This is a genomic window from Bradyrhizobium sp. USDA3010 (genome assembly GCF_056429065.1).
The window spans coordinates 271045-297353 of the sequence record NZ_JBWJZD010000004.1 but is presented as its reverse complement, the minus strand read 5'-3'; the positions used below and the strand labels follow the sequence as shown (position 1 = coordinate 297353).

The window sequence follows — 26309 nt, the reverse complement described above, 5'->3', positions numbered from 1 at the left end:
GTCTCGCAGTGCACGCTCGCTTTCGAACTCGGCGGAACCGCCGACCCTGTCAAAGCGGAGCTTCACACCGTGCTGGATATCAGACCCATCGGCCGCAGCATGCTGAACAAGGTCCCCGAAGTGACCCTCGTCTTCTGGCTGATCAAGATCATGTCGACCACGGTCGGCGAGACCGGTGCCGATTACCTTGCCGTCCATGTCGGCCTTGGCACCGGTGTGACCGGGCTGCTGATGATCACGCTGCTTGCCGCAGTGCTGGCCATCCAGCTGCGGATGGACCGCTACGTGCCATGGGTCTACTGGCTGACGGTCGTGCTCGTCAGCATCGTCGGGACGCAGATCACCGATGCACTGACCGACAAGCTCGAGATCAGCCTCTACGTCAGCACGGCCGCCTTCGCGATCGCTTTGGCCGCGACCTTCGCGATCTGGTTTTCGGTCGAGCGGACGCTGTCGATCCACAGCATCGTGACCCAACGGCGCGAACTGTTCTACTGGGCCGCGATCCTCTTCACCTTCGCGCTCGGCACAGCTGCGGGCGATCTTGCGACCGAAGCGCTGGGCCTTGGCTTCAACGTCGGGGTGGTCGCGTTCACGGCACTGATCGCGGCGATCGCGGCGGCTTACGCGCTCGGCGCCAATGCGGTGTTGACCTTCTGGCTCGCCTACATCCTGACGCGTCCGCTCGGAGCATCGTTCGGCGACCTCTTGTCCCAGGCCCGTGAGTACGGCGGCCTCGGCTTCGGCACGATCTACACCAGCCTCGCCTTCCTGACGGTAATCGTCGCGCTGGTCGCCTGGCTGTCGTTCGAAGGCGACGCCGACGGAAAGCCCGAGGCGTCGCCCGGCGCGTGAGTTCGACATGCGTCTCGACGGGCATCAATCGAACCAACCCCACACAGGAGAACCACGATGAACAAGACGACACTCAGCTTGGCGACGGCGATTGTTGCGCTCGCAGTGATCCAGCCGCTCCCCGATGCCAACGCAGGCCTCAGGCTGCCGCCGCACACGCAGACGGCCGCCGCCAGGCTCGGCGACCTGACACCATTTCGCAGCATCGCCGCCGATGTCGCGGCACTGGTCGACAAGGGCGACCTGGCCGGCGCCAAGACGCGGATCAAGGATCTCGAGACCAAATGGGACGAAGCGGAAGCCGGACTGAAGCCGCGCGCGGCTGCGGACTGGCACACCGTCGACAAGGCGATCGATCGTGCGCTCGCGGCGGTGCGTGAGACCAATCCGGACGCGGCCAAATGCAGGAAGGCACTCGCCGAGCTGCTGTCGATCATGGACTCGATGAAGGCCTGATCTCTCCATCCATCATTTCGACCACCGCCGGCGGCATCGTCCGCCGGCGACCCGGCCTCCCGGAGCGAAGAACCCATGGAATTATTGTTGCACGACACCACCGCGGACGACCGCGCAGGAAAAGTCCCCGCCGTCACGCTCGGCTTCTGGGTCATCAAGATTCTCGCCACGACGCTCGGCGAGACCGGCGGCGACGCCGTCACGATGTCGATGAATCTCGGCTATCTCGTCGGCACGGCGATCTTCGCGGTCATCTTTGCTGCTGCGGTCGCGGCGCAGATGGCGGCGAAGCGCTTTCATCCGCTGCTCTACTGGACCGTGATCATCGCGACGACGACCGTCGGCACGACCTTTGCCGATTTCGTCGACCGTTCGCTGGGGATCGGATATCTCGGCGGCTCATCGCTGCTCGCCGGACTGCTCGTCGTGTCCCTCGCCACATGGCATCGCGCCATGGGAACGGTCTCGATCGCATCGATCGACAACAAGGCGGCCGAAACCTTCTACTGGATCACGATCCTGTTCTCGCAGACGCTGGGCACCGCGCTCGGCGACTGGATGGCCGACTCCACCGGCCTCGGCTATGGCGGCGGCGCCATCGTGTTCGCCGCCGGCATCGCCATCATCGCCGCCGCCTATCTCTGGACCAGGGTGTCGCGCACGGTGCTGTTCTGGATCGCGTTCGTCCTGACCAGGCCGCTCGGCGCGACTGTCGGCGATTTCCTCGACAAGCCGCTGGATCACGGCGGCCTTGCGCTCAGCCGCTACACGGCATCGATCGCTCTCGCCGTTGCGATCGCCGCCCTTGTCTTCATCCTGCCGCAGCGGGCGGGGGAGCACGCGTGAAGGTCAAGCCTCTGCCCGCACCGGACATCGTTCTCTGAGTGCGGGCAGGTTGGCGCGGCGCGATCATCGTCTCGCGATTGATCCGTTCGCGGTCGATGGTCTGTCGCGAACTGCATGAACGGAGCCCTTCTGTGTGACGTGGTTCCGAAGCGAGGGTCTAGGACGTTTTGCCGCAGTTCGCTCGGCCAGGGGGTGTGACGCCCGTCATAGATGAAGCGCGCGAATTCTGCGATCCTGATCTTGATACTGCCTGCTTTTTTGATGCGCTGCTCTCGGCCCAATGACGCTGGTTCAGCACCAGCCGGCTTCGCGAGCACAAAATTGATTGCCTTGCACCTTGGACATTAGCCGGCTTCGACCGGCGCACCACGAGGACGCAAACCATGGCCAATACCGCACCGGTCGTCACGATTGCCAACCACAGCCTGTTGTACAATCAGTGGCAGAAGATGCAGCCATGGATGACTTATTTCGACGCCGACGGCAATCCCGCGCAGAGCTTTCAGTTCTTTGACAGCGGCACCGCCGCGACCAGCGGCTATTTCTGGACTCCCAGCAATAGCCATTGGGATGCCGGCACCGTCATCGACGTTGCCGCGTCTGACCTCTCCGATGTGTGGCTGCGTGCCGGCTCGGTCGGCGGCAGCGAGACACTCTGGGCACGCGCCTTCGACGGGACGGACTGGAGCACCTGGACCGCGTTGACCTTCACGACGATTCCAAACACGCCTCCGGTCGCCACGATCAACGACCAGCAGCTGCACACCAACACATGGGCGCAAGTCACGAACTGGCTGAACTACTCCGACGCCAACGGCGATGCTGCGACCAAGTACCAGTTCTGGGACAGCGGATCGTCCGCCACCAGCGCGTATTTCTGGACTCCCACCAATTCCCATTGGGCTGCCAACACGGTGATCGACGTTTCGGCCGCCGATCTCGCCAATGTCTGGATCCAGGGCGGCTCCACGACCGGCTTCGAGACCATGTGGGTCAGAGCGTTCGACGGAACGGACTGGAGCAACTGGGATACCTTCACGTTGACTTCGACGAATTCGGCCCCCATCGTGACGATCGGCGACCATTCCGTGCACATGGGCCAGTGGGTGACCGTCGGCAACTGGTTGACGACGTCGGATGCCGACAACGATGCAATTACGAAGTATCAGTTCTGGGACAGCGGCTCGGCCGCGACCAGCGCCTATTTTTGGACGCCGACCAATTCCCACTGGGACGCCAACACCGTGATCGACGTTCCGGCCGCTGACCTCGCCAATGTCTGGATCCAGGGCGGCTCCGCAACCGGTTCGGAGACGATGTGGGTCAGGGGGTTCGACGGCACCACGTGGAGCAATTGGGATACTTTCACGCTGACGTCGACGGTCAACACGCCGCCGGTCGCGACCATCAACGACCAGTCGGTGCACGTCAATCAATGGGTCAAACCCGAAGCCTGGCTCAGCACCAGCGATGCCGAGGGCGATGCGATCACGAAGTATCAGTTCTGGGACAGCGGCAGCGCCGCGACCAGCGCCTACTTCTGGACGCCTGCCAATGCGCACTGGGCGGCCAACACCGTGATCGACGTTTCGGCGTCCGACCTGGACAATCTCTGGATTCAGGGCGGCTCGGCGACCGGCTCCGAGACCATGTGGGTCAGGGCGTTCGACGGCACCGCCTGGGGCAATTGGGACAGCTTTAACCTGACGTCCACCAACACGGTCCCGACGGTTGCGATCAGCGATCATACGCTGAACGCCGCGCAGTGGGCGCAGCTCGTCAACTGGACGACGGCATCCGACGCCGATGGCGATGCGATCACCAAGTACCAGTTCTGGGACGGCGGCGGGGCCGCCAACAGCGCCTATTTCTGGACGCCCGCCAATTCACACTGGGCAGCCAGCACCCCCATCGACGTTGCAGCGTCCGATCTGGCCAATATCTGGGTGCAAGGCGGCACCGCTGGCGGTTCCGAAACCATGTATGTGCGGGCCTTCGACGGGACCACCTGGAGCAATTGGGACAGCTTTACCCTGACGTCGCTGCCAAACCATGCGCCGGTCGCTTCGATCAGCGATCAGACCTTGCACGTTAACGAGTGGAGCCAGGTCAGCAACCTGTTGTCCTATTCCGACGTCGACGGAAATCCCGCGACCGAGTATCAGTTCTGGGATGCCGGCACCGGCGCCAACAGCGGCTATTTCTGGACCTCCGGGAATTCGCATTGGCCAGCCGCCACCGTCATCGACGTCAGCGCCGCTGCTGTCGATGACGTCTGGGTCCGCGGCGGCGCGGCCACCGGCGCCGAGCCGATGTATGTGCGCGCGTTCGACGGCATCGACTGGGGCTCCTGGCACGCATTCGTGCTCACGACCATCGTCTAGCTGCCTGCCGCTTCGCTCGATCACGCTCTAGTTCGGCGTGAAGATGACCTTGCCCTTGAATGCTGCCGCCTTCGCGATGGCCTCCGGGAATCCCTCGAGGCCATAGCTCCCGACCACCGGTGCGCTGATCGCGCCGGATGCGACCATCGGCACGAGATGGCCGTACATCCTGGCCAGGGCTTCGTCGGTCGCAGTCTTGCCCCAATGGCCGAGCCAGAAGCCGCGCACGGATACCTCTTTGAAGATCACGCTCAACGCCGAGCCGGAGAACGGATGTCCGCTCATCGCGCTGTAGATGACGAGCACCGCCTTCGGTGCCAGGCAGTTCATCAGGTTCAACGTGGACGCGCCGCCGACAACGTCGAGCGCCAGCAGGATCGGCGCCCCGCCGGTCTCCTTGGCGACGCGCTTGGCGAGATCCGGCCCGTCGACCAGCACGACATCGCCGCCGACCGACTTGACTTCATCGACGACTTCCTCGCGCCGGACGACGTTGACCGTCTTGAGCCCGAGCGACTTGGCAACTGCGATCACCGCCCGCGCCGTCGCCGAATTGGCGCCGTTCTGGATCACCCAGCCGCCGTGCGGGATCTTCACGAAATCGGTCAGCAGCAGATAGGCGGTCGCCGGATTGACCCCGATCATCGAGAGTTGCTGGATATCCGCTTTCTCAGGCAACGGCCGCTGCCACGACGCCGTGAACTTGACGCGTTCGGTCCAGGTCGGGACCGTGAACGGAATCAGCGTGCGGTCGCCGACCTTCAGGTTCTTGACCTGCGATCCCGCGGCGACGACCCGCCCGACGCCCTCGATCCCGAGCGTGGCCGGCGGCGTCGGCAGATAGCCGTACCGCCCGGCGATGATCATGAAATCCGAGTTGTTGATCGGCGCAGCCTCGACGGCGACCACGACCTCGTTCGGGCCGGGGCTGCCGACGTCGGGCACCTCGTTGAGCTTGACCACATCCTGAGCACGTCCGAACGCAACGACCTGAACAGCCTTCATGTCACAATCTCCCGATTTAGTTATATACTAGTAAGTACAGAATACGGATGACGTCAATGGCTCCAACCGCCTTCACAGCAAGGTGAAGGCTTCACATCCGACGCGGGAGTACATAAAAGGGCAATATGGCAAGGCCGCGCAGCTTCGATCCGGACGATGTCCTGGAAATCGCCCGTCAGGTATTCTGGCAAAAGGGATTCCAGGCGACCTCGCTCGACGAGATCACGGCGGCGAGCGGCGTCGCGAAGCCCAGCCTCTACGCGGCGTTCGGCGACAAGAACGCGTTGTTCCTCAAGGTGCTGGACCGCTATCACGACGGCATTCTGGGCTGGGCCGAGCGCGTGCTGGCACAGCCTGTGCCGGGGCGAGAAGCCATCAGGCAGTGGCTGACCGGCTTCATCCCCTACTGCTCGGGCGAGAAAGGGCAGCGCGGCTGCCTGTCGATCAATTCCGCGACCGACGGCTCGCTCAATCAGGCCGAGCTCCGCAAGAGCATCGAACGCTACAACCGGCGGCTCGAAGAGCTGTTGCGCACGCGGCTGCGCGCCGACCGCGCCGAATTCAGGAAGGGCTTTGATCCCGACGTCACCGCGCACACCATCATGGTCGTGCATGCCGGGCTGCTGGCGCTCGCGCACCAGAGGCCGGATTCGAAACGGGTGAAGGCCGTGATCGACCAGGTGATGGGCCTGCTCGCCTGACTTTGCCGGCACCCGGCCCTGGCCCGGCGGCACGCCGCGCCCTCGCATGAATGTGAATATATGACGATCGTCATGTTATTGATGTCGCGCGCGTGATGACCATGTCCGGATTGGCTGCTGGGCCTTTCCGGATCTGGGGATCAGATGAACAAACCGTTTTGGCGTGCGACGCTTTTTGCCATCACCGGCCTGCTGGCGCTGCCGGCGATCGGCCCGGTGCAAGCCCATGATCACCAGCATCCCGAGTTGAACGGCTGGTATGAGAGCCTGCACAGCGGCAAGGGACCCTGCTGCGACGGCAGCGACGCGCAGCGCGTCGACGATGCCGATTGGGACACCAAGGACGGCCACTATCGCGTCCGCCTCGAGGGTGAGTGGGTCGACGTTCCCGACGAGGCCGTCGTTGCCGGACCGAACCGCGCCGGCCGCACCATGGTCTGGCCGTATTACCTCGATGGCCACCCGCGGCCGCGCTGCTTCATGCCGGGCAGCATGGGCTGAACGTCAGCGAAGACGCCGCGTGGTCGGCGAGCGCCACGGATCAAAGATCCAGCTGGACCCGATCCTCGCCATCGCCATCCGGCTTCGCCGGGACAGCGCAGCAGATCAGCACCTCGTCGTCAGCCACCTCGGCGGTCGGCTCCTTCAGATAGGTCACGGCGCCAGCCAGCAATCGGGTTCGACAGCTTCCGCAATTGCCTTCCCGGCAACTGAAGGCCGGGCTGAGGCCGCGCTCCTCCGCCAGGTCGAGCAGCGTTCCCGACTCCGGCATCCAGCGTGCTTCCTTCATCGATGCGGTGAAGGCGACCGGGACCGGCGTGGTCGCAGGCGGCCGGCGCGGCGGCGCCGTGGTGGCCACGTCCGGCATCCTCAGCAGCGACGATGGACCGAACGCCTCGGCGTGAATCCGGTTGTCGGCGATGTTGTAGCCGCGCAGGGCGTCATCGAGCGATTGGGTGAATTGCGGCGGCCCACACAGATAGAAATCGTAATCGTTGAACGGCAGGACGCGCGACAGCAGCGCCATGTCGATCCGTCCCGCGGCATCGTAGTCCGTGCCTTGCTCGGCGCCATCGACGTCACCGAGGACGCGGATGATCCGGACTGCGCCGCTGGCGGCATCGGCCAATTGCTGCAATTCGTCGCCGAACGCGCGGTCCGACTTGGCATGCGCGGCCTGGAACAGGAATGTCGGCCGGATGCCGCGGGTGCGCAGCCCTTCATAGACCACGTGGCGGAGCATCGCGAGCATCGGCGTAATGCCGACACCGCCGGCAAGCAGCACCGCCGGCCGCTTCTCGCGCGCATCGATCGTGAAGCCGCCGCTCGGCGCGCGCGCCTCGATGATATCGCCGACATGGATGGTGTCGTGGAGATGCCGCGACACCAGGCCGTCGCGCTTCACGCTGATGCGGTACTTGCCATCCGACGGTGCGACGGAGAGTGTGTAGGTGCGGATGACCGGCTTGCGGGAGCCGGGCAATGAAAGACGGATCGGCAGGTGCTGTCCGGCCTGGTGCGGCAGCAGCCCTGCGCCATCGTCCGGCTGCAGATGAAACGAGCGGATCGAACGGCTCTCGTCGACGATTCCGGTGACCTTGAACGGGCGCCACTGCGTCGCCCGCTCGGCCGCGCGGAGCCGGTCGGCGGCCTGTGCCCAGTCGCCGGTCATCAGCGCATTCGGCGACCAGCCATCGGCCCGGAGCGCCCAGCGCAGCGGCAGCGCGCCGCGCCTGCGCACCACCCGGCGGGCACGGAAGCTCCAGAGCCGCTCGGCGCCCTGGAAGGCTGCGATCTCGGGCGAGTCCAGCATCACCTCGGCATCGCCGGTCAATTGCAGCATGTCGCCGGTTTCGAAATCCACGAACACCAGCCCCGCCTTGCCGTTGACGAGGATGTTGCCGAGCGTGTTGAAGAACAGATTGCCGGCGAAATCGGGGATCGTCAGCGTGCCGTCATCGCCAACACGAACGAAACCCGCCTTGCCGCCGCGATGCGAGACGTCGACCTGCCGACGATCCTCGCGCTCGGCATAGGACGCCACGAAGAACGTATCCGCCGCCGCGATCGTCTCGCGCGCGGCCTGATCGAGCATCGTGCTTTCCTCGATCTCTCCCTTGAACGGTTCGTCCGGCTCGCGCACGAAGGCGAAATCGCGCAGCTGGATGTATTGCGGACAATTGCCGAAGCTCTGGTCGAGTTCGAAGCTCAGCGCCTTGCCTGACGATGCACGCAGCAGCCCGTTCGCGCGGTTGCGACGCCGTGTGTGCAATTCGATTCCCAATAGCCCGATCGCATCGCCCTCGCGCATGCCTTCGCTTGCGGGATCGCTGGGCTCCGGCCGCGCATCGATCTCGAGGTTGCGCGGCGTCGGCGAGGCGATGAAGCCGGGCCGGCCGGCCAGCAACGAGGCCCACACGTCGCCGCTCCGGTCCACGCTGCCGACCACGATGAAGGGAATCTGCGCAAAGAAATCGCGATGCTGGTCGGGCATGAAATCCCGCACCGCGCGCTGGCCGACGGCCGCCATCTTCCCGGCGACGCCGACCATCTGCTGGATCGCCATCTCGCCGGCATGCCAGGTCGCGAGCTTGCTCTTGGTTCGCCTGTCGCTCATCGCATCGCCCTCCCTTTCGGGGTTGGACGGGCGCGCCCGCAGGCACGCCCGGTCAGCACGTTACGCGGCCGCCGCCAGTCCGACGGGGGTCTTGGCAAACGGCACGAAGCCCGGCAGCGCCTCGATCCGGCGCAGGAAGGCGTTGACGCGCGGGTAGGCGGAGAGATCGACATTGCCTTCGGGCGCGCTCGACAGATAGCTGTAGAGCGCGACGTCCGCGATGGTCGGCTGCGCGCCGACCATCCAGCCGCGATCGGCGAGATGGGCTTCGAGCCGCTTCAGCAAGACATGGGCGCGCGCGATCACATCGTCCGGATTGTGCTTCGCGCCGAACACCGTGATCAGCCGCGCCGCGGCAGGCCCGAACGCGAGATCGCCGGCGGCAACCGACAGCCAGCGCTGCACGGCTGCGGCGCCCTTCGCATCCTGTGGCAGCCAGTCGGTGCGGCCGAGCTTGGTCGCGAGGTAGACAAGGATCGCGTTGGAGTCGCAAACGATGGTGCCGTCATCGTCGAGCACGGGCACCTGGCCGAACGGATTGAGCGCGAGGAATTCCGGCGTCTTGTGCGCTCCGGACCTGAGGTCGACGTCGACCACCTCGTGCGGAATTCCGAGCAGGGACACGAACAGGCGGGCGCGGTGTGCGTGGCCGGAGAGAGCAAAGTGATAGAGCTTCATGGTGCCGTTCCTGATGTCATAGACGGGGTTATCCCGTCCGCGACCTCAAGGTGGCCCATTGCATTGGATATTATAATTACTGCCGTGTGAACTTCATTATTGCGAATATTGCAATAACCGTCATGGCCGGGCTTGTCCCAGCGTGACAAGTTTTACGACGCAGCCCTTACACCTCAACGATCACGTAATCGTCTTCGATATGGACCGGAAACGTCTCGGCGACATACGGCCCCTTCTGCAACTCGGCACCGCTCTCGACTGCGACCGGATAGGAGCGGATCCTGAACCGCTTGGGATCGAACCAGGACTGGCCGTTGCGCATGTCGAATTCCCAGCCGTGCCAGGGACAGCGCAGCATCTCGCCGACACGGTCGCGCTGATAGATGCCGGGCTCCGGCGAGGTCAGGCGCGCCACGCAGGCCGCCTTCTCCAGCGGCGCGCCCTCATGCGGACAGCGATTCAGCAGCGCGAAGAACTCGCCATTGACGTGGAACACGACGATGTCGCGACCCTCGAGGCCGAACACCTTGTTGCCGCCGGCCGGAATCTCACTGGTGCGCGCGACGATGTGACGGGTCATCGAGTCCTCATAGCGTTTTCAAGCGAAGTGGGCTTCCGGTTCGCGTGAAGAAAACGCGTCAAAACAAGAGTCAAAACTTGTAAACCGCGCGGGCATTGCTGTTGAAGATCTTGCGCCGCTCGGCGTCCGTCAGCGGCGTCTTGAAGGCGAAGCGCGCGTCGTCATAGTCCCAGTGCGGATAGTCCGACGAGAACAGCAGCCGGTCGATCCCGACCCATTCGATCAGCTGGCGCAGGTGCTTGGCTTCATCCGGCTCGTCGATCGGCTGGGTCGTGAACCAGAAATGCTGCTTCACATATTCGCTCGGCTTGCGCTTCAGATGCGGCACCTCGCTGCGGAAGCGCTCAAAATGCTGGTCCATCCGCCACATCGTGGCGGGGATCCAGCCGAAGCCGCCCTCGATGAACACGATCTTCAGTTTCGGGAAGCGCTCGGGAACGCCTTCCAGCACAAGGCTCGTGAGGTTCGAGGCCACCGTGTGCGCGTTCGACTGATGCTCCTCGCAATAATAGGACGGCCAGCCGCCGCCGGTCGGCGCATGCCCGCCATAGCCGCCGACATGGATGCCGAGCGGCAGATCGAGCTCTTGCGCGCGCTCGTAGATCGGCCAGTAGCGGCGGCGGCCGAGCGGCTCGTTGGCGCGCGGCGAGACGTTGATCTGGATGTACTCACCGGTCTTCGCGCAGCGGTCGATCTCGGCGAGGCCGAGGTCGGAGCCGTCCTGCCCGACCAGGATCGAGGCTTTCAGGCGCGGATCGCGGTGCGCCCAGAAAGCGAGTTGCCAGTCGTTGATGGCGCGCTGGATCGCCGCGCCGAATTCCAGGTTCTGCTGCGAGAAGATGAAGAGGTCGAGCACCTGAAGGATGCCGAACTCGACGTCGAACGGATCGAGATGCTGCTTTCGCATGAAATCGAGATCGGAGCCGGGCACGCCACCGGTCGGCGGCCACGCATCGCGCCGCGCGATCAGCGGCGAGGAGCGCGGATACGGCGTGGTGCCGATATAGGGCGTGCGCAGATGGCTGCCATATTCCTTGAGATGCTGCTGCCAGCGCTTTGGCAGGAACTCGTTGAGGTCGCTGTGCGCATGAATGCTCGGATGGATGTCACAATCGATGATCTTGAGCCGCGTCGCGGCGGTGGTCTCCTGATCGAGCATCGGGCGGTCGATGACGTCACTCATGCGATCCTCCATTGAATTGAGCCGGTGTAGCCGTCACCTCTCTCCCCAGCGGGGAGAGGTCGGATTGCATCGCCAGATGCAATCCGGGTGAGGGCCTTACGGTCCCTCGTGAGACCCGCGCCCCCTCACCCGGCGCTGCGCGCCGACCTCTCCCCGCTGGGGAGAGGTATGAGACCCCCGATGTCGCGTCGAGCTTCGTCATGGTCAGGCGTCGAGCTTCAGGCGCGGAAAGGTTTCCAACGGATTATCTTCGCACATCCGCTTGACGAGGCTATCAGGCAAATGCGGCGGCACCGGATCGTCGCCGTCGAACTGCCAGTGCGGGTAGTCCGACGCGAACAGGAACATCTTGTCGGAGCCGATCTGGTCGATGATGTCGGCGACGCCGGTTGCATCCATCGGCGCGTCGAACGGCTGCATGGTGACGCGGAAATGATCGCGGATGATCGCGGCCGGCTCGCGCTCCACCCACGGCACCTCGACGCGCACGCCGCGCCAGGTCTTGTTGGCGCGCCACATGAAGGCGGGCAGCCAGCTGACGCCCGACTCCATCAGCACCACCGTCAATCCCGGATACTTCCCGAACACGCCCTCATAGATCAGGCTCAATGTCTGCGCCTGGAACGCCTGCGCTTCGGCGAGATAATATTCGTAGCGATAGGACGGCCAGCCGATCGAGCTCGGCGCGCCGCGATAGGCGCTGCCGGCGTGGATCGCGATCGGCAGTCTGTGTTTCTCCGCGGCCTGATAGATCGGCCAGTAGTGCCGCCGCCCGAGCAGCATCTCGCCTTGCGAGGGCACCAGCACGGAGACAAAGCGGTTGTCACCGGCGCGGCGCTCGATCTCCTCGACGGCAAGGTCCGGCGCCTGGATCGGCACCACGATCGAGGCGCGCAGCCGCGTGTCCCTGGCAAGCCACTCCGCCGCGATCCAGTCGTTGATCGCCTTGCAGAAGTCCGCCGCCATGTAGGGATCGAACACCGCCTGCGCGCCGTAGACGACGTTGCAGATGGCGTGACTGGCGCCGAGCTGGTCGAACGCGCCGCGCTGCACCATGGCGAGATCGCTGCCGGGCTTGCGGCCGTCGGCCGGCCGCCAGTCGGCGCGGCCGGACAGCGGCATCGACGGCGGATAGGAATTGAGGTCCAGCCCGTCGATCGCGCGGCTGACCACCTGTTCCTTCCAGTGATCGCTAAGATAAGGCAGCAGCGTGGTGCGCGTTCCCCCCACCGCGGGATGGATGTCGCAGTCGATGCGCGTGGCCGCCATGATGCTCCCTAGATGTTCCGTTCCTCGGACTAACGTCTCTTCTTGGTTGTTGGCGGCATCGCTGCCGCGGAGCGGACTGTGACGCCGAAGGCGCGATGGCGCAAGCCGATCCGCGCGGGGCCGCCCTGCCCTATGCGCGCACCGCCCTCACGCGAAGTTGCGGGATCGCGTGTGAACGGCATCACCCACGTGCGCCGTCAGACATGCTAGCGATTTCGCGTCGCGGAAAGCGCAGCTTCAGGAGACGAGAATGAGACTTGGAATGAGGCTTGGCCGATTGACGATCCTCGCATGTTCATTGTCGCTGGCCTCAACCGCCGGATGGGCCGCGCCCGCGACCGCGTCCGGCTCGGTCGCGCTGGCGCTCGCCGGCGTGGTGGCGCCCTATTCGCCGTTGCCGGCCAAGGAGAAGAAGGCGGTCGCCGCGTTGTTTGGCGGCAACAGCAATGTCCGCTATGCCAGGAAGATCACCGTCACCGCCGACAAGGTCGTCTGCCGCGCCAGCAATGTCGACATCACCTCGCGCTCCTGCGCGCTGACCTTCGGCAGCAGGACCCACACCGTGAAGGGCAGCGAGGCCAACGCGATCTACGCGACCGCGGCCCTGGCCGGCGTGCCGCCCGACGGCGCCGCAGGCACGATTTACGAGGCGCTGTCGAGACTGTCCTGCACACTCGATCCAAAGGTGATCCAGGACAAGGCCGGCGGCGGCGCCGACTGCAGCTTCGAGCCGGGGAACTAGCCCGGGCTCAATCTCCCTGCACCACGACACCCAGCCTGGCGGCCACCCGGCGCGCGGTCTCTTCCCGCTGCGCTGTGATCGCGCGCACGGCCTCGCGCGACTGCTGCAGGATCTCGGGTGGCGCGGTCTCCGGCGTGCCGCAGTCGAACGGCGGCTCCGGCGCATACACCATATAGAGCTGGATCGCGCGCGCGGCATCGTCGCCGCGCAATTCGGCGGCGAGCCGCAATGCCCCATCGATGCCTGCCGTGATTCCGGCGGCAAAGACAAAGCTTCCGTCCACCACCACGCGTTGGTTCACGGGCGTGGCGCCGAAGAACGGCAGCAGATGAAACGACGCCCAATGCGTCGTCGCCCTGCGCCCCTTCAGAAGGCCGGCCGCGCCGCAGATCAGCGCGCCCGTGCAAACCGAGAAAATGCGGCATGCGCCCGCCGCCTGCCGGTTGATCCAGCCGAGCACTTCCGCGTCGTCCATCAAGGCTTGCTGACCGAAGCCGCCCGGCACGTGGAGCACATCGAGCGGCGGCGCTTCGGCCAGCGTCGCATCCGGTGTCAGCCGCAATCCCTTGATGTCGCGGACGGGCTCGGCGGTCTTGCCGTAGATGCGGTAGGTCGAATTCGGAATCCGCGACAGCACCTCGAACGGCCCGGTCAAGTCGATTTGATCGACGCCTTCGAACAGCAGTGATCCGATCCGCAAGTGGACATCGTGAGCAATCATCGCACTTCCCTCAAACTTCGCTTGAACTATGGACAAAGCGAATCTAGCGCGGCACGTTTCGGCGATGACGCCAACCAGCCCACGTTTCTCGCCAAACGGCCGCCGCCTGATCGAAGTGCTGGCTTATCCGGCGGTGCAATTGCTCGATGTCACCGGGCCATTGCAAGTGTTCGCATCCGCCAACGCGCTGGCGGCCAGGGCAGGCAATGCCGAGCCTTATGAGGTCCGCGTCGTCGCCAAGGACGGCCCTACGATCGAAGCATCGGCCGGCGTCGGGCTCGCGGTGCACCCGCTGCCCGCCGTCAGCACTGCGGTCGACACGCTGGTTGTTCCCGGCGGCGACGGCGTCAACGCAGCGGCGGCCGATCGCGCCCTGGTGGACTGGGTGCGCGGACGCGCCGGGCAAGCACGCCGCACCGCATCGGTCTGCACCGGTGCGTTCCTGCTCGCCGCATCGGGCGTTCTCGATGGCCGTCGTGCCGCGACCCACTGGCAATTCTGTTCGGAACTCGCGGAGCGCTTTCCCGATGTTCGCGTCGAGTCCGATCCGATCTTCGTGCGCGACGGATCGTTCTGGACGTCGGCCGGCGTCACGTCCGGCATCGATCTCGCGCTCGCACTGCTGGAGGAAGACCTCGGCCGCGCGGCGGCGCTTGCCGTCGCCCGCTATCTCGTGGTGTTCTTCAAGCGGCCCGGCGGACAGGCGCAGTTCAGCGAAATCCTGTCGCTGCAAACGACCGACGACAGGTTCGGCGCGCTGCATGACTGGATCAGCGGCCATCTGGCCGACGACCTCTCGCTTTCGACGCTGGCGAAACAGGCCGGCATGAGCGAGCGCAGCTTCAGCCGGCACTACGCAGATGCAACCGGATTGACGCCGGCCCGCGCGATCGAGCGGTTGCGGGTCGAGGGCGCCCGGCACCTGCTCTCGGAGACGCGCTTGCCGGTCAAGCGGATCTCGCAGCGCTGCGGCTTCGGGTCCGAAGAGACGATGCGCCGCAGCTTCCTGCGCGTGCTGTCGACCACACCGCAGGATTACCGCGCCAGGTTTGCGCGTTAGCTAGAGCGTGATGAGATTGGGTCGAAGGCGATTGCGACGGCTGCTGCGCTCCCTCGCCCCGTTCTTACGGGGAGAGGGTTGGGGTGAGGGGCTGTCTCCGCATATACCGCAATAGCTGCGTTTGCGGAGGCTCCCCCTCACCCAGAACGCATCTAACGATGCGTTCCGACCTCTCCCCGCACGCGGGGCGAGGTAAAGTAGAGCGCCTCGCTTGTGATCAACCGGCCGGCTGAGATCGGCTCAACCGTTCCAGGCATGCGCCTGCAACGCCGGCTCCAGCGGTGGATTGGTCACGCTGCCGGTGTAGTTGGTGATGGTCGATGCCGCCACGATGGTGATCACCTCGAGCACGAGGTCCTTGTAGAACCCGGCCGCCAGGAATCGTTCGATCTCCTCGTCGTCGAGCCGCCCGCGCTTTTCGATCAGCGATCTCGCCAGCGTCGAGAGCGCGCCGAGGGTCTTGTCGGCAGGCGAGCGGCCGGCACGCATCGCGTCGACGTCGGCCGGATCGAGGCCGGCCTGCAAGCCGAGCGCGGAATGCAGCGCGACCGCCCAGGTGCAGCCATTGGTCACCGCATCGGTGAGCAGCACGGTCTGGATCTGCTGCTCGGTGAAGCTGCCGCCGTGAACCTTGTCGAAGATGCCGATGAAGCTCTGGATCAGTACCGGCGACGTCGCCATCGTCGCCGCAAGGTTAGGGATCATGCCAAACCGCGCCTCGACGTCACGCAAGGCGGGCCTTGAGGCTTCCGGTGCGGAATCGAGCGTAAGGACAGGAAAACGTGCCATTGAACTGCCTTTCACTGTGGTGATTGAACCCGAGGCCGCCGGACGCAACTGTCTGTTACGATCGACGCGCGAGCAGTCGGGTTCGATGGGAGCCATCTAGCCGCGCCCTGACGCGCGCGTTCGCCAAACTCCCCACATTCCACGCCATCCCTGCCGGCCGGTTCGCTCCGCGAGCCGCACCGATGCGCACAAACGCGGACAACTCGACACAGCGCCATCGGCCGTGTGCCTAAGCTTGCAGGGATTGACCGTTGCGGCAGATCGGCCAGTCGCCGACGTTCTGCTCGCTCACCTCATCAATTCTGACTGGCGACATGAACCTCACAAAAGAACCCGGCCTTTCGCGCCTGCGGCCCTTGACCTGGTCCACCTGGCTCGCCTGGGTGTTCGTCTCAGCGCTGATCCCTGCGCTCACCGTGCTATCGGCAACGGCCATCGGCAAGCAGGTCTCGCGGACCGCCGAATACCGCGGGCTCATCATGGATGGCCTGCTGGCCGCTGTCGTGCTCGCCACGCTGGCCCCACCGCTGATGCAAGGGATCGTCCTCAAGCGCATCCTGCCGCGGCTGAGCATCACGGTCTGGTTCCTGGGCACGCTGCTGTCGTCCGCATTGTGGCTCGCAGCTGCCTTGCACGTTTATGGTCGAGGGCCGCTCGCGATCGACTTCGAGGCCGAGTTCCGCCTGCAAAGAGCGGCGCTGATCGAGCGCGCGAACAGCACGCTGACCGCGTTAAATATTCTCGATCTGCCGTGGGGATCGTTCCTGGTCTCGACGATCGCGATCAGTGTGCTGACTGCGTTGATTCCTGCCTGCGTGCTCGGCGTGGCATCCGGACGGCGAAGGACGACGTTGACATTCCTCAGCGCGTCGATCGTCGGGACCATCGTCTCCACGATCGTCGCACAGCTCTACCACATGACCATCGATCCACCACGCTTGGAGCATTGGGCTCTCAATGGACAATCGTGGTCCGATCGCCTTCAGCTGCTGGCCGGCCATTTCAGCGCCGGCGCGATCTGGGGCGCGACCACTGCGACTTTCGTGGTGCTGATGACGCGAGGTCTGGCGGATACGGCCTCGCCGCGAGACCATTTCTTCGCGCTTCATCGCGCCGGTGGCATCGCCGTGGCACTGACCGCACCGTTGCCTCTTGCGTTGCTGGCGCCGCTCGCGACCTGCTTTCTGAGACCGTGAGCTCTCGCTGCGGTCGCTTCCGAGGTTCACACTACGCGCCAGCACGGTCCTTCACCCGCCGCGTCACGATCCCGAGCAGGCGGCCGAGCGTGCCGGCGGCGGGGCCCTTCTTGCGCGCCAGCGCGAGCGGCGCGACCAGGCCGGTGGCGCGGTCGAGGCGGAGATAGGACACGCCTGCGGTCTCCAGCCGCGCCATCGATTCCGGCACGATCGAAATGCCGAGCCCGGCTGCGACGAGGCTCAGCGTCGACACCATCCGCGTCGCCTCCTGCGCCACCTTCGGGCTGAAGCCTGCCGCGCGGCAGGCGGCGATGATGCTGTCGTAGAGGCCGGGCCCGGTCGGACGGCGGTAGAGGATCAGCGGCTCGTCGGCGAGCGAGGCCAGCGAAATCCGCCGGCGCGGATCCTTGCGGGCGCGCGGATGATGATCGGGCAGCGCGACCAGCATCTCCTCGTCGAGCAGATGCGTGATCGTGAGATTCTCCAGCCGCTCGCTCGGCGAGCGCACGAATGCGGCATCGAGCCGGTCGGCCTCGACCGCTTCGATCAGCTCGCCGGTCGAGGCCTCCTCGAGCGACAGTGTGATCGCCGGCGCGCGCTCGCGCATTTCGCGCATCACGCCGGTGACGAAGGGATGGAAGGCGGCCGACGAGGTGAAGCCGATCGCAAGCTGCCCCTCCTGGCCGCGGCTCGCGCGGCGCGCGGCTTCCACGGCAAGCTCCGTGTCGCGCAGGATCGCGCGCGCCTTGCCGACGAAGGCGCGGCCGGCGGCGGTCAGTTCCACCCCGCGCGGCTGCCGCCGGAACAGCGGCGCGCCGATCGCGGTTTCCAGCGCGCGGATCTGCTGGCTCAGCGGCGGCTGCTGGATGCCGAGCCGCGCGGCGGCACGGGTGATGTGGCCCTCGTCGGCGACCGCGACGGCATAGCGGAGATGGCGCAGTTCGATCATCAGGCGATCCATATGCAATAGATATGCAAATTCCCTTATCCATATATTGGATATTTGGCACGCGGCCAACTAGAGTCGGTTCAGGAACGAACCGGAGCCGCCCCGCCGATGGACGCCATACCCGCCGCACAGACCGCCAAGCATGACGCACCTGATGTCGGCGAGTTGTTCACGGGCTTCTTCATCCTCGGACTGACCGGCTTCGGCGGCGTGCTGCCGCTGGCGCGCCACATGATGGTGGAGAAGCGCGGCTGGCTGACCGGCGCCGAGTTCACCGACCTGCTCGGGCTCTGCCAGTTCCTGCCCGGCGGCAACATCATCAACATGTCGGTGGCGGTGGGGCTGAAATTTCGCGGCATTCCCGGCGCCATCGCTTCGATCCTCGGCCTGATCGCGGTGCCGACCGCGGTCGTGATCGGGCTCGGCGTGATCTATGGCCGCTTCGCCGACGACCCGGTGGTGCGTCATCTGTTCGGCGGCCTCGCCGCCGCGGCAGCCGGGCTGCTGATCTCCACCGCGATCAAGATCGCCTGGCCGTTGCGCCGCGATGTGCTCGGCCTATTGATCGGCGCGCTCTGCGTGCTCGCGATCGCGGTGTTGAGATTGCCGCTGCTGCCAACGCTATTGACGCTCGCGCCGCTCAGCATTCTCCTCAGATCGAGGCAGGCGTCATGACTGCAACCCTGGTCACGCTCGCCCTGATCTTCGCCGAGCTCTCGCTACTCGCCTTCGGCGGCGGCAACACCATCCTGCCGGAGATGCAGCGTCAGGTGGTCGACATCCATCACTGGATGACGGCGCAGGAATTCGGCGCGCTGTTCGCGCTGGCGCAGGCTGCTCCCGGACCGAACATGATGGTGGTCCCGCTGGTCGGCTGGCATGTCGCCGGCTTCTCCGGCGTGCTGGTGACTTCGCTCGCCAAGTTCGGGCCGTCGTCGCTCGTCACCGGCTTCGCGCTCCGGCTCTGGGAACGCTTCAAGGACCGGCCGTGGCGCCGCACGGTGCAGGCCGGGCTGGTTCCGGTCACCGCCGGCCTCGTCACTGCCAGCGCCATCGTCATCACCCATGCCTCCGCCTCGAGCTGGGGTACCATCCTGATCGCGGCAATGGTCGCGATCGCCACCACCACCAGCCGCATCCATCCGCTGCTCGCGCTCGCCGCCGGCGCGGTGCTCGGCCTCACCGGCATCGGCCAGCCCTGACGCCAGGCTGTTGCTGCGATGGCGCGCCGTTCCACCCGGCGCGTGCGCGCTTTCGCCGCAATGGATGCGACGTCACGAGCGGCTATGTTGATGGTGCCATGATCGACATGTTGAGCATCGACACCCGCATTGCGCGCCTCGGTTTGCGCGCCGGACGTCTGCACGCAGGCACTTAGCCGGCCGGCGATCGCGCGCCGTCCGGTTTCTCGACGCCGTCAAAATCATCGCTTCATCAAGATCATTCGCTCCGTCGCGTTGCGCGAGACATCCGCGCATCGGCGTCGCCGCGCCTCCGATCAACCGCAAAGATCATCCGACATGACCCGAACCATTCCGAACACCTTTACCGCTCCCGCACTGCCACCGATCGTGATCACCGCGAGCGAGGCGCATCGCCTCAGCGCGCTGGCCGATTCCAGCATGGCGGTGTTTCCGCGCGTGGCCCAGTTCCTCGCGCGCGAGACCGACCGGGCCCGGGTCGTCGCCGACGATTCCGAACTGCCTGACGTGGTCCGTATGGGCGCGCGCGTGCGCTACCGCGACGACGAGACCGGCGACGTCAGGGAAGTCGTGCTGGTGTACCCGCACGAAGCCGATATCGCGCTCCGGCGCATCTCGGTGCTGACGCCGGTCGGCGCCGCGTTGATCGGGCTTTCAGTCGGCCAGACGATCGATTTCCAGACGCCGAGCCACCAGACCCGTGCGGTGACGATTCTGGCCGTGAAGCAGCAGAGCTAGCGGCACACCCTCGAGGGGTGACTAACTTCTCGTAGGGGAGTCACCGGCGGAAGGGCTCCGTCCCCCCTTGCGGGGGAGAGTTGGGGAGAGGGGGTGCCACACGACGGTCTCTCTCAATATTCGTACGGCACGGTCGGCGCTGCGATAGCGACACCCACGTCAATCATCTCGCCCGGGGCCACCCCCCTCCCCACCCTCTCCCGCAAGGGGGAAGGGAACCTGACCGGCGTGGTCACCTTACGTGCTGGCGATATCAGAATGCTCAGCGCGTAGCTTAAGCCGCCAAATGGCACTGCCCCAACTCGAGCCCGTGCCGGCGCCCGCGCGCGATGCCCTCGGCGATCGCTTTCACGACGATCTCGGCATCGTCGGGGGAAAGATGGTCGAGCGGCTGCCAGGCGCGCATGATGTCGCGCGCGCGATCGAGGTCGCCATAGATGGCAAGGAGAGGAAGCGATTTGATCGGCATGTCGGTAGCTCCCAACCGCAGCTGCCCGAGCCTACCTCACCTGGGTAGGCGGAGCCATGCGTTCGGCAGTCGCGGTTCTGCATTTTCCCAATCGCCGATGCATGGCGAGAAGCCAGCAACTGGCTGCCATTGTAACTGGAGGCGCGGCTGGCGCAGCTACAACACCAGCAACAGTCCCGAAACCAGCAAGATGCCGAGAATGATTCGCCGGAACAGCGCGTCATCGACGCAGCGAAACACAAAAAGCCCGAGCGCTGTTCCTGCGAGGAGTGCCGGGATGCCGACGGCGAAGTCAACCAGGACCTTTGTCGACAGATCTCCTCGGATCAGCATGAGGCCAAGTGCGAATATCTGCATGGCCGCGATGAAGGGTTGAACCATTCCGCGCTGCTCCGTTTTCGGCACGCCGTGGATGTCACACCATATGGTCGGTATTGCACCCGGCATTGCCGTCAGCCCGCCGACAAAGCCTCCGCCGAAGCCGATCAATGCATTACGGCCCGCATTCATCTGCAAGCGATGAGAAAGCACCGGCCGGAATAAGGTGTAGGCCGCATAGCAGGCGACGGCGAGACCAAAGCTCTCTCTGAAGATCCGCGCGTCCGCGGCTTGCAGCAGCCACACGGCGATCGGTACGCCAAGCAATCCGCCGACGACCAGTGCGGAGCTCTGTTTCCAGCGGATGCTTTTTCTCAAGGCCCAAAGACCCGTGACTTGCACGGTGATGCTGCAGGCCATCATCAGCGGGACCGCCTCCAGTGGTGGGAGAACGTGAAGGAGAATAGCGCCTGCCACCGCCGAAAAGGCAAAACCCGCGAGGCCCGAGACGAAAGCGCCGCAAAACACGGCGATGCTAAGCAGGCAAAACGACGCAATGTCGCCCATGAGCTAACCCTTCCGGTTCGCAAAATCCTGGAATAGCGACGTGGCGATCAGTCCGTGGACGACAGTCCGGGCGGCTCGAGCGCTGTCCCGGCATCGCTCTGGCGGGTCGAAGTCAGCATCGTGGCTGCAACGATGTGCACAATGACAAAGCAGATGGCGATCGTTGCCAGCAGCGCATTCTCGCTCGGCGCCGAAACCCGAAGCTTGCGTTCGGACGACTTCTCACTGACCGACATTGTCATGTCCTCCAACATCGGATCGCGAGGCAAACCGGTGCCACCTGTTGTCGATCAGGTGACGATACTCTCGAAGGGTGCGCTCTGCCTGCGGCCGTCGCGAATGGTGAAGCGCCTGAAGGAGGCGCCCAAACCAGCCCTCTCCTCGGGAAGGACTCGAGGAGGCGACAGAAAATAACGTATCGCTTCGGGGTGACGCCCTGCCGTCAAACAATGGTACGGCCGCTGCCGCGATCGACTGGAACATCTTGCGAAACAACAACCCATAGAACACGCGGGTAAGACGCCGCGCCTTTTCTTCCAAGCGCATGACACGAGCACCTTGTGTGAGTGGCTGGATACGGCTGGAAGTATCGAACGCCACGCCGCGCCACGCTTTAACGCGAGCTTAATTTGTTCTTATCGTTTCCTTGATTTTGAAGGGCGTGCTTGCTTTCGGGCCGGTGTACCGGTTGAATGTCCGCCTCGCGTGCACCTCCGAAGGCATTGTTTTGCAGTATCTATTTGACGAGTTTGTTCTCGACACCGAGCAGCGGGAATTGCGCCGTGACGGACGTCCGATCCCGTTGCAGCCTCAGGTTTTTGACCTCCTTGAATATCTTGTCCGCCACCGCGGCCGGGTGGTGACCAAGGACGATCTGATCAGTGCAATCTGGGGCGGGCGCATCGTCTCGGAGTCAGCGCTCACCACCCGCATCAACGCAGCCCGGACGGGAATAGGCGATTCCGGCGAGGCGCAACGGCTGATCAAGACCTTACCGCGCAAAGGCGTCCGCTTTGTCGGCACGGTGCGGGAAGCACCCAGGGAGGTCGCGAACGCGGTCGCACCTCTGAAGGTCGAGATCTCCACCCTGGTGGTCGGCCGGACAGCCTCCTTCGCGATGATCGACCAGATGACGCGGCATGTATTGTCCGGCAAACGGCAGATGGCTTTTGTCACCGGAGAAGCCGGGATTGGCAAGACGGCCTTCATCGCCAAGGCGATCGAGCAGCTGACGGAACAGGGCTTCGATCAGCTCTATGGGCGCTGCACTGAACGATTCGGAACGGACGAAGTCTTTCTTCCACTCATCGATGCACTGCTGAACCGTTATCGCGCAAACGGTCCGGAATTGATTTCGGCCGTTCGCGCGCACGCCCCCACCTGGATACTGCAATTGCCAGGCGCCATCGACGCATCGGAACGCGCGGCTTTCCAGGACGAAGTGTTCGGCGCGACGCGCGAGCGGATGCTGCGCGAATTTTGCGATCTTCTGGAAGCGCTGAGCACCGGCCGCCCCTGGGTCCTTGTGCTCGAAGATCTGCACTGGAGCGACTTCGCGACACTCGACGTGCTGTCTCGCTTCGCCCGCGGAAACGGCAAGGCGCGCGTGCTGGTGCTCTGCTCCTATCGTCCGGCCGATAGTTCCGCCGGCGGCCATCCCATCCGTCGCCTGCATCGGGATCTCGAGATCCATGGATACTGCAGCGAATTGCGCCTCGACCGATTGTCGCGTTCGGAGGTCGAGCGTTACCTGGCATTGCGTTTCGACGACGAGGAACTTGCCTCCGGCCTGTCAAAGCCCGTGTTCGAGCGAACGCTGGGACATCCCTTGTTTGTTGCCTCGCTGCTCAAACACTTGATCGACCAGGGGTCGATCGTCGAAATCGACGGCAGATGGCGCCTGGCGCAGGCGGCATTCACGCAAGATCGCATTCCAGACAGCCTCCTGAACATGATCGGCCACGAGTTCGATCGCCTCACCGACAAGGAGCGGCGTCTGCTCGATGTCGCCAGCGTTGCCGGTGAGGAATTTTCTGCGGCCCTCGTTGCGGCCGGCCTGTCCGACGATGCGATCGACGTTGAAAGGGACATCGAAGCGTCGATCCGGAAGGATCAAATCCTCGTTCGCTCGGGGGTTTCCGAGTGGCCCGACGGAACATATTCGGGCTCCTACGCCTTCCGTCACATTCTCTATCAGAATATCATTTACCAGAATCTGCCGCCGGGGCACCGCGCGCAGACGCACAAGCGCTTGGGCAAGAGGCTGGAGGAGGCCTATGCCGGCCGCACCCCTGAAATAGCGCCCGCGCTCGCACTTCACTTTGAGCAGGGTCGCGACTTTCCGAGCGCGTTGCGCTACCTCCGGGAAGCGGCGAGGAGTTCGACGAAGCGCCTCGGCCATGCGGAGGCCGCAAGCTATCTCACCCGCGCGCTCGGCATACTTGATCGTTTCGATGCTGCCGACAAATTCTCAACCCGCGTCGCTCTCTTGCGGGAGCGGAGCTGGGCGCTTCGCTCGTGCGGCGACCTCGTCGGCTCGATCCGTGATTTGCGCGACATGATTGCCTGCGCCGAAAAGGCCGGCGAGATCAAGCAACAGCTCAACGGCCTCACGGCTGTGAGCAGTCTCTGCTTGCGCGTGGATCGCCACGCCTGCCTTGAGGCCGCTGAAGATGTGCTGTCGCGAAGCCAGACGCTTGCGGACGATACATTCAAGGCTCTGGTCCAGGGCAGCAGCGCGAGCGTCAACCTGTTCCTCAACGGCTGGCGCAAACAGGACGCCACGCTCTGCGACAGGGCGATCGAGCTGAGTGCGAATGCCACGAACTATGGCGTCTTGATCAGGCGCAATGGAATATCCGGTATCGTTGATTGCTGGCGGTCGCGGTACCAAGAGTGCCGCCGCGCCGGCACCGAAGGAAAGCGGTTGGCGCGCTTGGCCGGCGACGTTTACACTTTTGTTCTGTTCAACGTTCTTGAATCAATCGCGCTCATTCATCTGGGCGAATGGCGCGAATTGCGGCGTGAAATCACGGCCGGCCTGGAACTTGCCGTCAGGAACGCGAACGGCCCCAGCAGCGCATTGTGCCGGCTGACGCTTGCATGGTTGCATGTCGAAGCGATGGACTTTGATGGAGCCCGGGAACTGTGCGAAAGCGTCGACGACAGTCTGCTGGTCGGCGATCAGTCGACGTACTTCCACAAGCGGGCCGTCCTTGCGAAGGCCTATGTCGGCCTGAACGACCCGTCGGGAGCTCGCAGGCAATTCGACGATATCGAGCGCCGCCGGAATGAGGAAGGCATCGACATCGAATTTACCGCCGCGACGCAGGTGTATCATTGCCTCGGCGAATATTATCTGCAGGTTGACGACTTTGCGCAGGCTCAGAGCTGCGCACGCCAGCTCCACGACTATGTGGCCACGGCTCCAGATCTCAATCATCTGGCCCAGGCCCACGGACTGCTCGCGCGTACTGCGCTTGCCTTGGGCGATTCAGCGGAGGCTCGGTTGCAGCTGTCGCGCGCGCTGGAGATCGTCGACAGTGCCGACTTCCCGATTGCGTCCTGGCGGGTGTACCGCACTGCCGCCGAGATCTTCGCGAAGTACGGAGACGTCGACAGGGCGGCGACGTATCGCATGCGATTTGCCGAGACCATCCGAACGCTCGCGCAAAACTTCGAACCCGAGGATCGGCTGCACAAGAGCCTGCTCGCGGTGCTGGCAACACGAACCGCGCAACTCGAAGCGATCACCTCGCTGCCTTCGCAGCCCGCTTAGCCGACCGAGACCACAGCAAGATCAACGAATCTGATCGCTATCCCGTCGCTCATGATAGTCGGGTTTCAGGTTCGAGCCCTGCCCCGCCGTCAACGTGCGTTCCCGTCACTCGGCGCCCGAGCCGCCCTGCACGATCTTCTCGTTGAGCTTCTGATCGACGGTCTCGACGGTGCGGTCGATCTCGGCGCTCGGCGTGCCGAGCTGGTGCGAGATCAGCTTCACCAGCAGATCGACGCGCTCGATGAACGGCGCGCCGGCAGCGACCGCGCGGGCCGCCGATGACGGCTTGAGCAGGCTTTCCGCCGCCTTGGCGTATTTCGCGAACGGCACCTGATCGGCAGGATCGGCGCCGAGCTTCCGTGCGATCCCATCGACATGGTCATAGATCGCCTGCGAGCGCGTGAGATCACTGTGGACGGCGTCGCGGATCGATTGCGGCTCGGTCGGCGTAATGCAGCGATAATTGCCGGTCAGCAGCATCGACCACTTCGCCAGCGGCACGAACAGCGAATCGAACACTTTCAGCTTGACCGGAACGTCCTGGCCGTCGAGCGTCACCGCATCGATGTCGGCCTCGAGCTCGCGCAGCACCTTGTTGTGCTTGTCGTCGGCGAAAACGGAAGCCTTGAAGTTGGTCGGCAGGCCGACATGCAGCACGTTGGCCTTCTCCTCCGGCGGACGGAACGCCTGCGGATCCGGCGAGCACAGCGTGACGAGGCCCGGCTCGAAGCGCTCCCAGACCTGGGCGTTGGTGTAGGCCTCCTCGAGGTCCATGCCGGCGAGCGCGGGGATCCGCTTCAGATACGGCAGCGGCGGCATGTTCATGATCGACAGGCAGGGCAGCTTCGCCGCCGCGATCTTGATCATCAGCACGCGAACCGTGTGGTTGGTGTATTGCGGCTCCTGCATCGCAAGGCCAACCATGTCGTAGCGCGACACGTCGACATCGGCGGGCGTGACGGCGTCGAGCTTGCCCGGCAGGTCGCGCGAGAAGATCGAGCGATGCTCCTTCTCGTCACGCAGCTTGATGCGCACCTCGGTGCCGTCGCGGTTGATCAGGTCCGCAGTGTTCTTCCGGCACACCAGGGACACGTTGTGCCCCGCCATCAGAAGCTTGGTCCCCAGCAGGGAGCCGTAGGAAGCCCCAAGGATCAGAATGTTGCGCGCCATGCTCTCTCCAAAAGCCGCTGGTGTATGGTATACCAA

The 26309-nt window shown here is 64.6% G+C and carries 26 protein-coding genes; 14 read left to right on the top strand and 12 right to left on the bottom strand.

Annotation, left to right across the window (positions count from 1 at the left end):
* The first annotated feature begins 99 nt into the window (after positions 1-99).
* The 4 genes from AC066Y_RS09430 to AC066Y_RS09415 all read left to right on the top strand — a co-directional run bounded on the left by AC066Y_RS09430 (position 100) and on the right by AC066Y_RS09415 (position 4541).
* Positions 100-855 (top strand): COG4705 family protein, encoded by a 756-nt coding sequence (locus tag AC066Y_RS09430; protein ID WP_478273738.1) that lies wholly within the window; start codon positions 100-102, stop codon positions 853-855.
* A gap of 57 nt (positions 856-912) precedes the next feature.
* A complete protein-coding gene (locus tag AC066Y_RS09425; RefSeq protein WP_478273623.1) occupies positions 913-1311 on the top strand; it encodes a hypothetical protein in 399 nt (132 codons plus the stop codon).
* Between the two features lie 75 nt (positions 1312-1386).
* Positions 1387-2157 (top strand): COG4705 family protein, encoded by a 771-nt coding sequence (locus AC066Y_RS09420; protein ID WP_478273622.1) that lies wholly within the window; start codon positions 1387-1389, stop codon positions 2155-2157.
* A gap of 383 nt (positions 2158-2540) precedes the next feature.
* Positions 2541-4541: a hypothetical protein gene (locus tag AC066Y_RS09415; protein ID WP_478273621.1), complete on the top strand. Its 2001-nt coding sequence runs from the start codon at positions 2541-2543 to the stop codon at positions 4539-4541.
* 27 nt (positions 4542-4568) lie between these two features.
* On the opposite strand, the gene AC066Y_RS09410 is transcribed toward AC066Y_RS09415, so the two are convergent.
* Positions 4569-5546, bottom strand: a complete 978-nt coding sequence (locus tag AC066Y_RS09410) for a zinc-dependent alcohol dehydrogenase family protein (protein ID WP_478273620.1) — start codon at positions 5544-5546, stop codon at positions 4569-4571.
* A 125-nt stretch (positions 5547-5671) separates the two neighbouring features.
* Here AC066Y_RS09410 and AC066Y_RS09405 point away from each other — a divergent pair, with 125 nt between their 5' ends.
* Positions 5672-6247: a TetR/AcrR family transcriptional regulator gene (locus tag AC066Y_RS09405; RefSeq protein WP_478273619.1), complete on the top strand. Its 576-nt coding sequence runs from the start codon at positions 5672-5674 to the stop codon at positions 6245-6247.
* A gap of 144 nt (positions 6248-6391) precedes the next feature.
* On the top strand, positions 6392-6748 hold the full coding sequence (locus AC066Y_RS09400; protein WP_478273618.1) for a hypothetical protein: 357 nt from the start codon (positions 6392-6394) through the stop codon (positions 6746-6748).
* A gap of 40 nt (positions 6749-6788) precedes the next feature.
* Here the strand turns inward: AC066Y_RS09400 and AC066Y_RS09395 are convergent, their stop codons facing one another.
* The 5 genes from AC066Y_RS09395 to AC066Y_RS09375 form a co-directional block, all read right to left on the bottom strand.
* Entirely contained in the window at positions 6789-8864 is a 2076-nt protein-coding gene (locus AC066Y_RS09395; RefSeq protein ID WP_478273617.1) for a 2Fe-2S iron-sulfur cluster-binding protein, read from the bottom strand.
* 60 nt (positions 8865-8924) lie between these two features.
* Complete coding sequence (locus tag AC066Y_RS09390) at positions 8925-9542, bottom strand: glutathione S-transferase family protein (protein WP_478273616.1); 618 nt, start codon at positions 9540-9542, stop codon at positions 8925-8927.
* Between the two features lie 166 nt (positions 9543-9708).
* Positions 9709-10122 (bottom strand): Rieske (2Fe-2S) protein, encoded by a 414-nt coding sequence (locus tag AC066Y_RS09385; RefSeq protein WP_298371583.1) that lies wholly within the window; start codon positions 10120-10122, stop codon positions 9709-9711.
* Between the two features lie 70 nt (positions 10123-10192).
* Entirely contained in the window at positions 10193-11305 is a 1113-nt protein-coding gene (locus AC066Y_RS09380; RefSeq protein ID WP_478273615.1) for an amidohydrolase family protein, read from the bottom strand.
* Positions 11306-11509: 204 nt separating this feature from the next.
* A complete protein-coding gene (locus AC066Y_RS09375; protein WP_478273614.1) occupies positions 11510-12574 on the bottom strand; it encodes an amidohydrolase family protein in 1065 nt (354 codons plus the stop codon).
* A gap of 250 nt (positions 12575-12824) precedes the next feature.
* Here AC066Y_RS09375 and AC066Y_RS09370 point away from each other — a divergent pair, with 250 nt between their 5' ends.
* A complete protein-coding gene (locus tag AC066Y_RS09370; RefSeq protein WP_478273613.1) occupies positions 12825-13316 on the top strand; it encodes a hypothetical protein in 492 nt (163 codons plus the stop codon).
* A 7-nt stretch (positions 13317-13323) separates the two neighbouring features.
* Here AC066Y_RS09370 and AC066Y_RS09365 read toward each other — a convergent pair whose 3' ends face one another.
* Positions 13324-14037: a DJ-1/PfpI family protein gene (locus AC066Y_RS09365; RefSeq protein ID WP_478273612.1), complete on the bottom strand. Its 714-nt coding sequence runs from the start codon at positions 14035-14037 to the stop codon at positions 13324-13326.
* Positions 14038-14101: 64 nt separating this feature from the next.
* On the opposite strand from AC066Y_RS09365, the gene AC066Y_RS09360 reads away from it, so the two are divergent.
* Positions 14102-15097 (top strand): GlxA family transcriptional regulator, encoded by a 996-nt coding sequence (locus tag AC066Y_RS09360; RefSeq protein ID WP_478273611.1) that lies wholly within the window; start codon positions 14102-14104, stop codon positions 15095-15097.
* Positions 15098-15337: 240 nt separating this feature from the next.
* Here AC066Y_RS09360 and AC066Y_RS09355 read toward each other — a convergent pair whose 3' ends face one another.
* Positions 15338-15886, bottom strand: a complete 549-nt coding sequence (locus AC066Y_RS09355) for a carboxymuconolactone decarboxylase family protein (RefSeq protein WP_478273610.1) — start codon at positions 15884-15886, stop codon at positions 15338-15340.
* A gap of 251 nt (positions 15887-16137) precedes the next feature.
* On the opposite strand from AC066Y_RS09355, the gene AC066Y_RS09350 reads away from it, so the two are divergent.
* A complete protein-coding gene (locus AC066Y_RS09350; RefSeq protein WP_478273609.1) occupies positions 16138-17082 on the top strand; it encodes a hypothetical protein in 945 nt (314 codons plus the stop codon).
* A gap of 31 nt (positions 17083-17113) precedes the next feature.
* Here AC066Y_RS09350 and AC066Y_RS09345 read toward each other — a convergent pair whose 3' ends face one another.
* Positions 17114-18028 (bottom strand): LysR family transcriptional regulator, encoded by a 915-nt coding sequence (locus AC066Y_RS09345; RefSeq protein ID WP_478273737.1) that lies wholly within the window; start codon positions 18026-18028, stop codon positions 17114-17116.
* A 111-nt stretch (positions 18029-18139) separates the two neighbouring features.
* On the opposite strand from AC066Y_RS09345, the gene AC066Y_RS09340 reads away from it, so the two are divergent.
* From AC066Y_RS09340 to rnk, 3 genes are all read left to right on the top strand, one after another.
* A complete protein-coding gene (locus tag AC066Y_RS09340) occupies positions 18140-18706 on the top strand; it encodes a chromate transporter (RefSeq protein ID WP_478273608.1) in 567 nt (188 codons plus the stop codon).
* Positions 18703-19233, top strand: a complete 531-nt coding sequence (locus tag AC066Y_RS09335; RefSeq protein WP_478273607.1) for a chromate transporter — start codon at positions 18703-18705, stop codon at positions 19231-19233. The genes AC066Y_RS09340 and AC066Y_RS09335 overlap by 4 nt, the downstream gene beginning before the upstream one ends.
* Before the next feature lie 318 nt (positions 19234-19551).
* The gene (gene rnk / locus AC066Y_RS09330; protein WP_244549787.1) at positions 19552-19971 is read left to right on the top strand and encodes a nucleoside diphosphate kinase regulator; all 420 of its coding nucleotides are present in this window, start codon (positions 19552-19554) and stop codon (positions 19969-19971) included.
* 274 nt (positions 19972-20245) lie between these two features.
* Here the strand turns inward: rnk and AC066Y_RS09325 are convergent, their stop codons facing one another.
* Positions 20246-20440 (bottom strand): hypothetical protein, encoded by a 195-nt coding sequence (locus AC066Y_RS09325; protein WP_478273606.1) that lies wholly within the window; start codon positions 20438-20440, stop codon positions 20246-20248.
* A gap of 156 nt (positions 20441-20596) precedes the next feature.
* The gene (locus tag AC066Y_RS09320) at positions 20597-21325 is read right to left on the bottom strand and encodes a sulfite exporter TauE/SafE family protein (protein ID WP_478273605.1); all 729 of its coding nucleotides are present in this window, start codon (positions 21323-21325) and stop codon (positions 20597-20599) included.
* Between the two features lie 54 nt (positions 21326-21379).
* On the opposite strand from AC066Y_RS09320, the gene AC066Y_RS09315 reads away from it, so the two are divergent.
* Both AC066Y_RS09315 and AC066Y_RS09310 read left to right on the top strand, forming a co-directional pair.
* On the top strand, positions 21380-21739 hold the full coding sequence (locus AC066Y_RS09315) for a hypothetical protein (protein ID WP_478273604.1): 360 nt from the start codon (positions 21380-21382) through the stop codon (positions 21737-21739).
* Between the two features lie 232 nt (positions 21740-21971).
* Positions 21972-25103, top strand: a complete 3132-nt coding sequence (locus AC066Y_RS09310; RefSeq protein ID WP_478273603.1) for an AAA family ATPase — start codon at positions 21972-21974, stop codon at positions 25101-25103.
* Between the two features lie 105 nt (positions 25104-25208).
* On the opposite strand, the gene AC066Y_RS09305 is transcribed toward AC066Y_RS09310, so the two are convergent.
* Positions 25209-26273, bottom strand: a complete 1065-nt coding sequence (locus tag AC066Y_RS09305; RefSeq protein WP_478273602.1) for a ketopantoate reductase family protein — start codon at positions 26271-26273, stop codon at positions 25209-25211.
* Positions 26274-26309 lie beyond the last annotated feature (36 nt).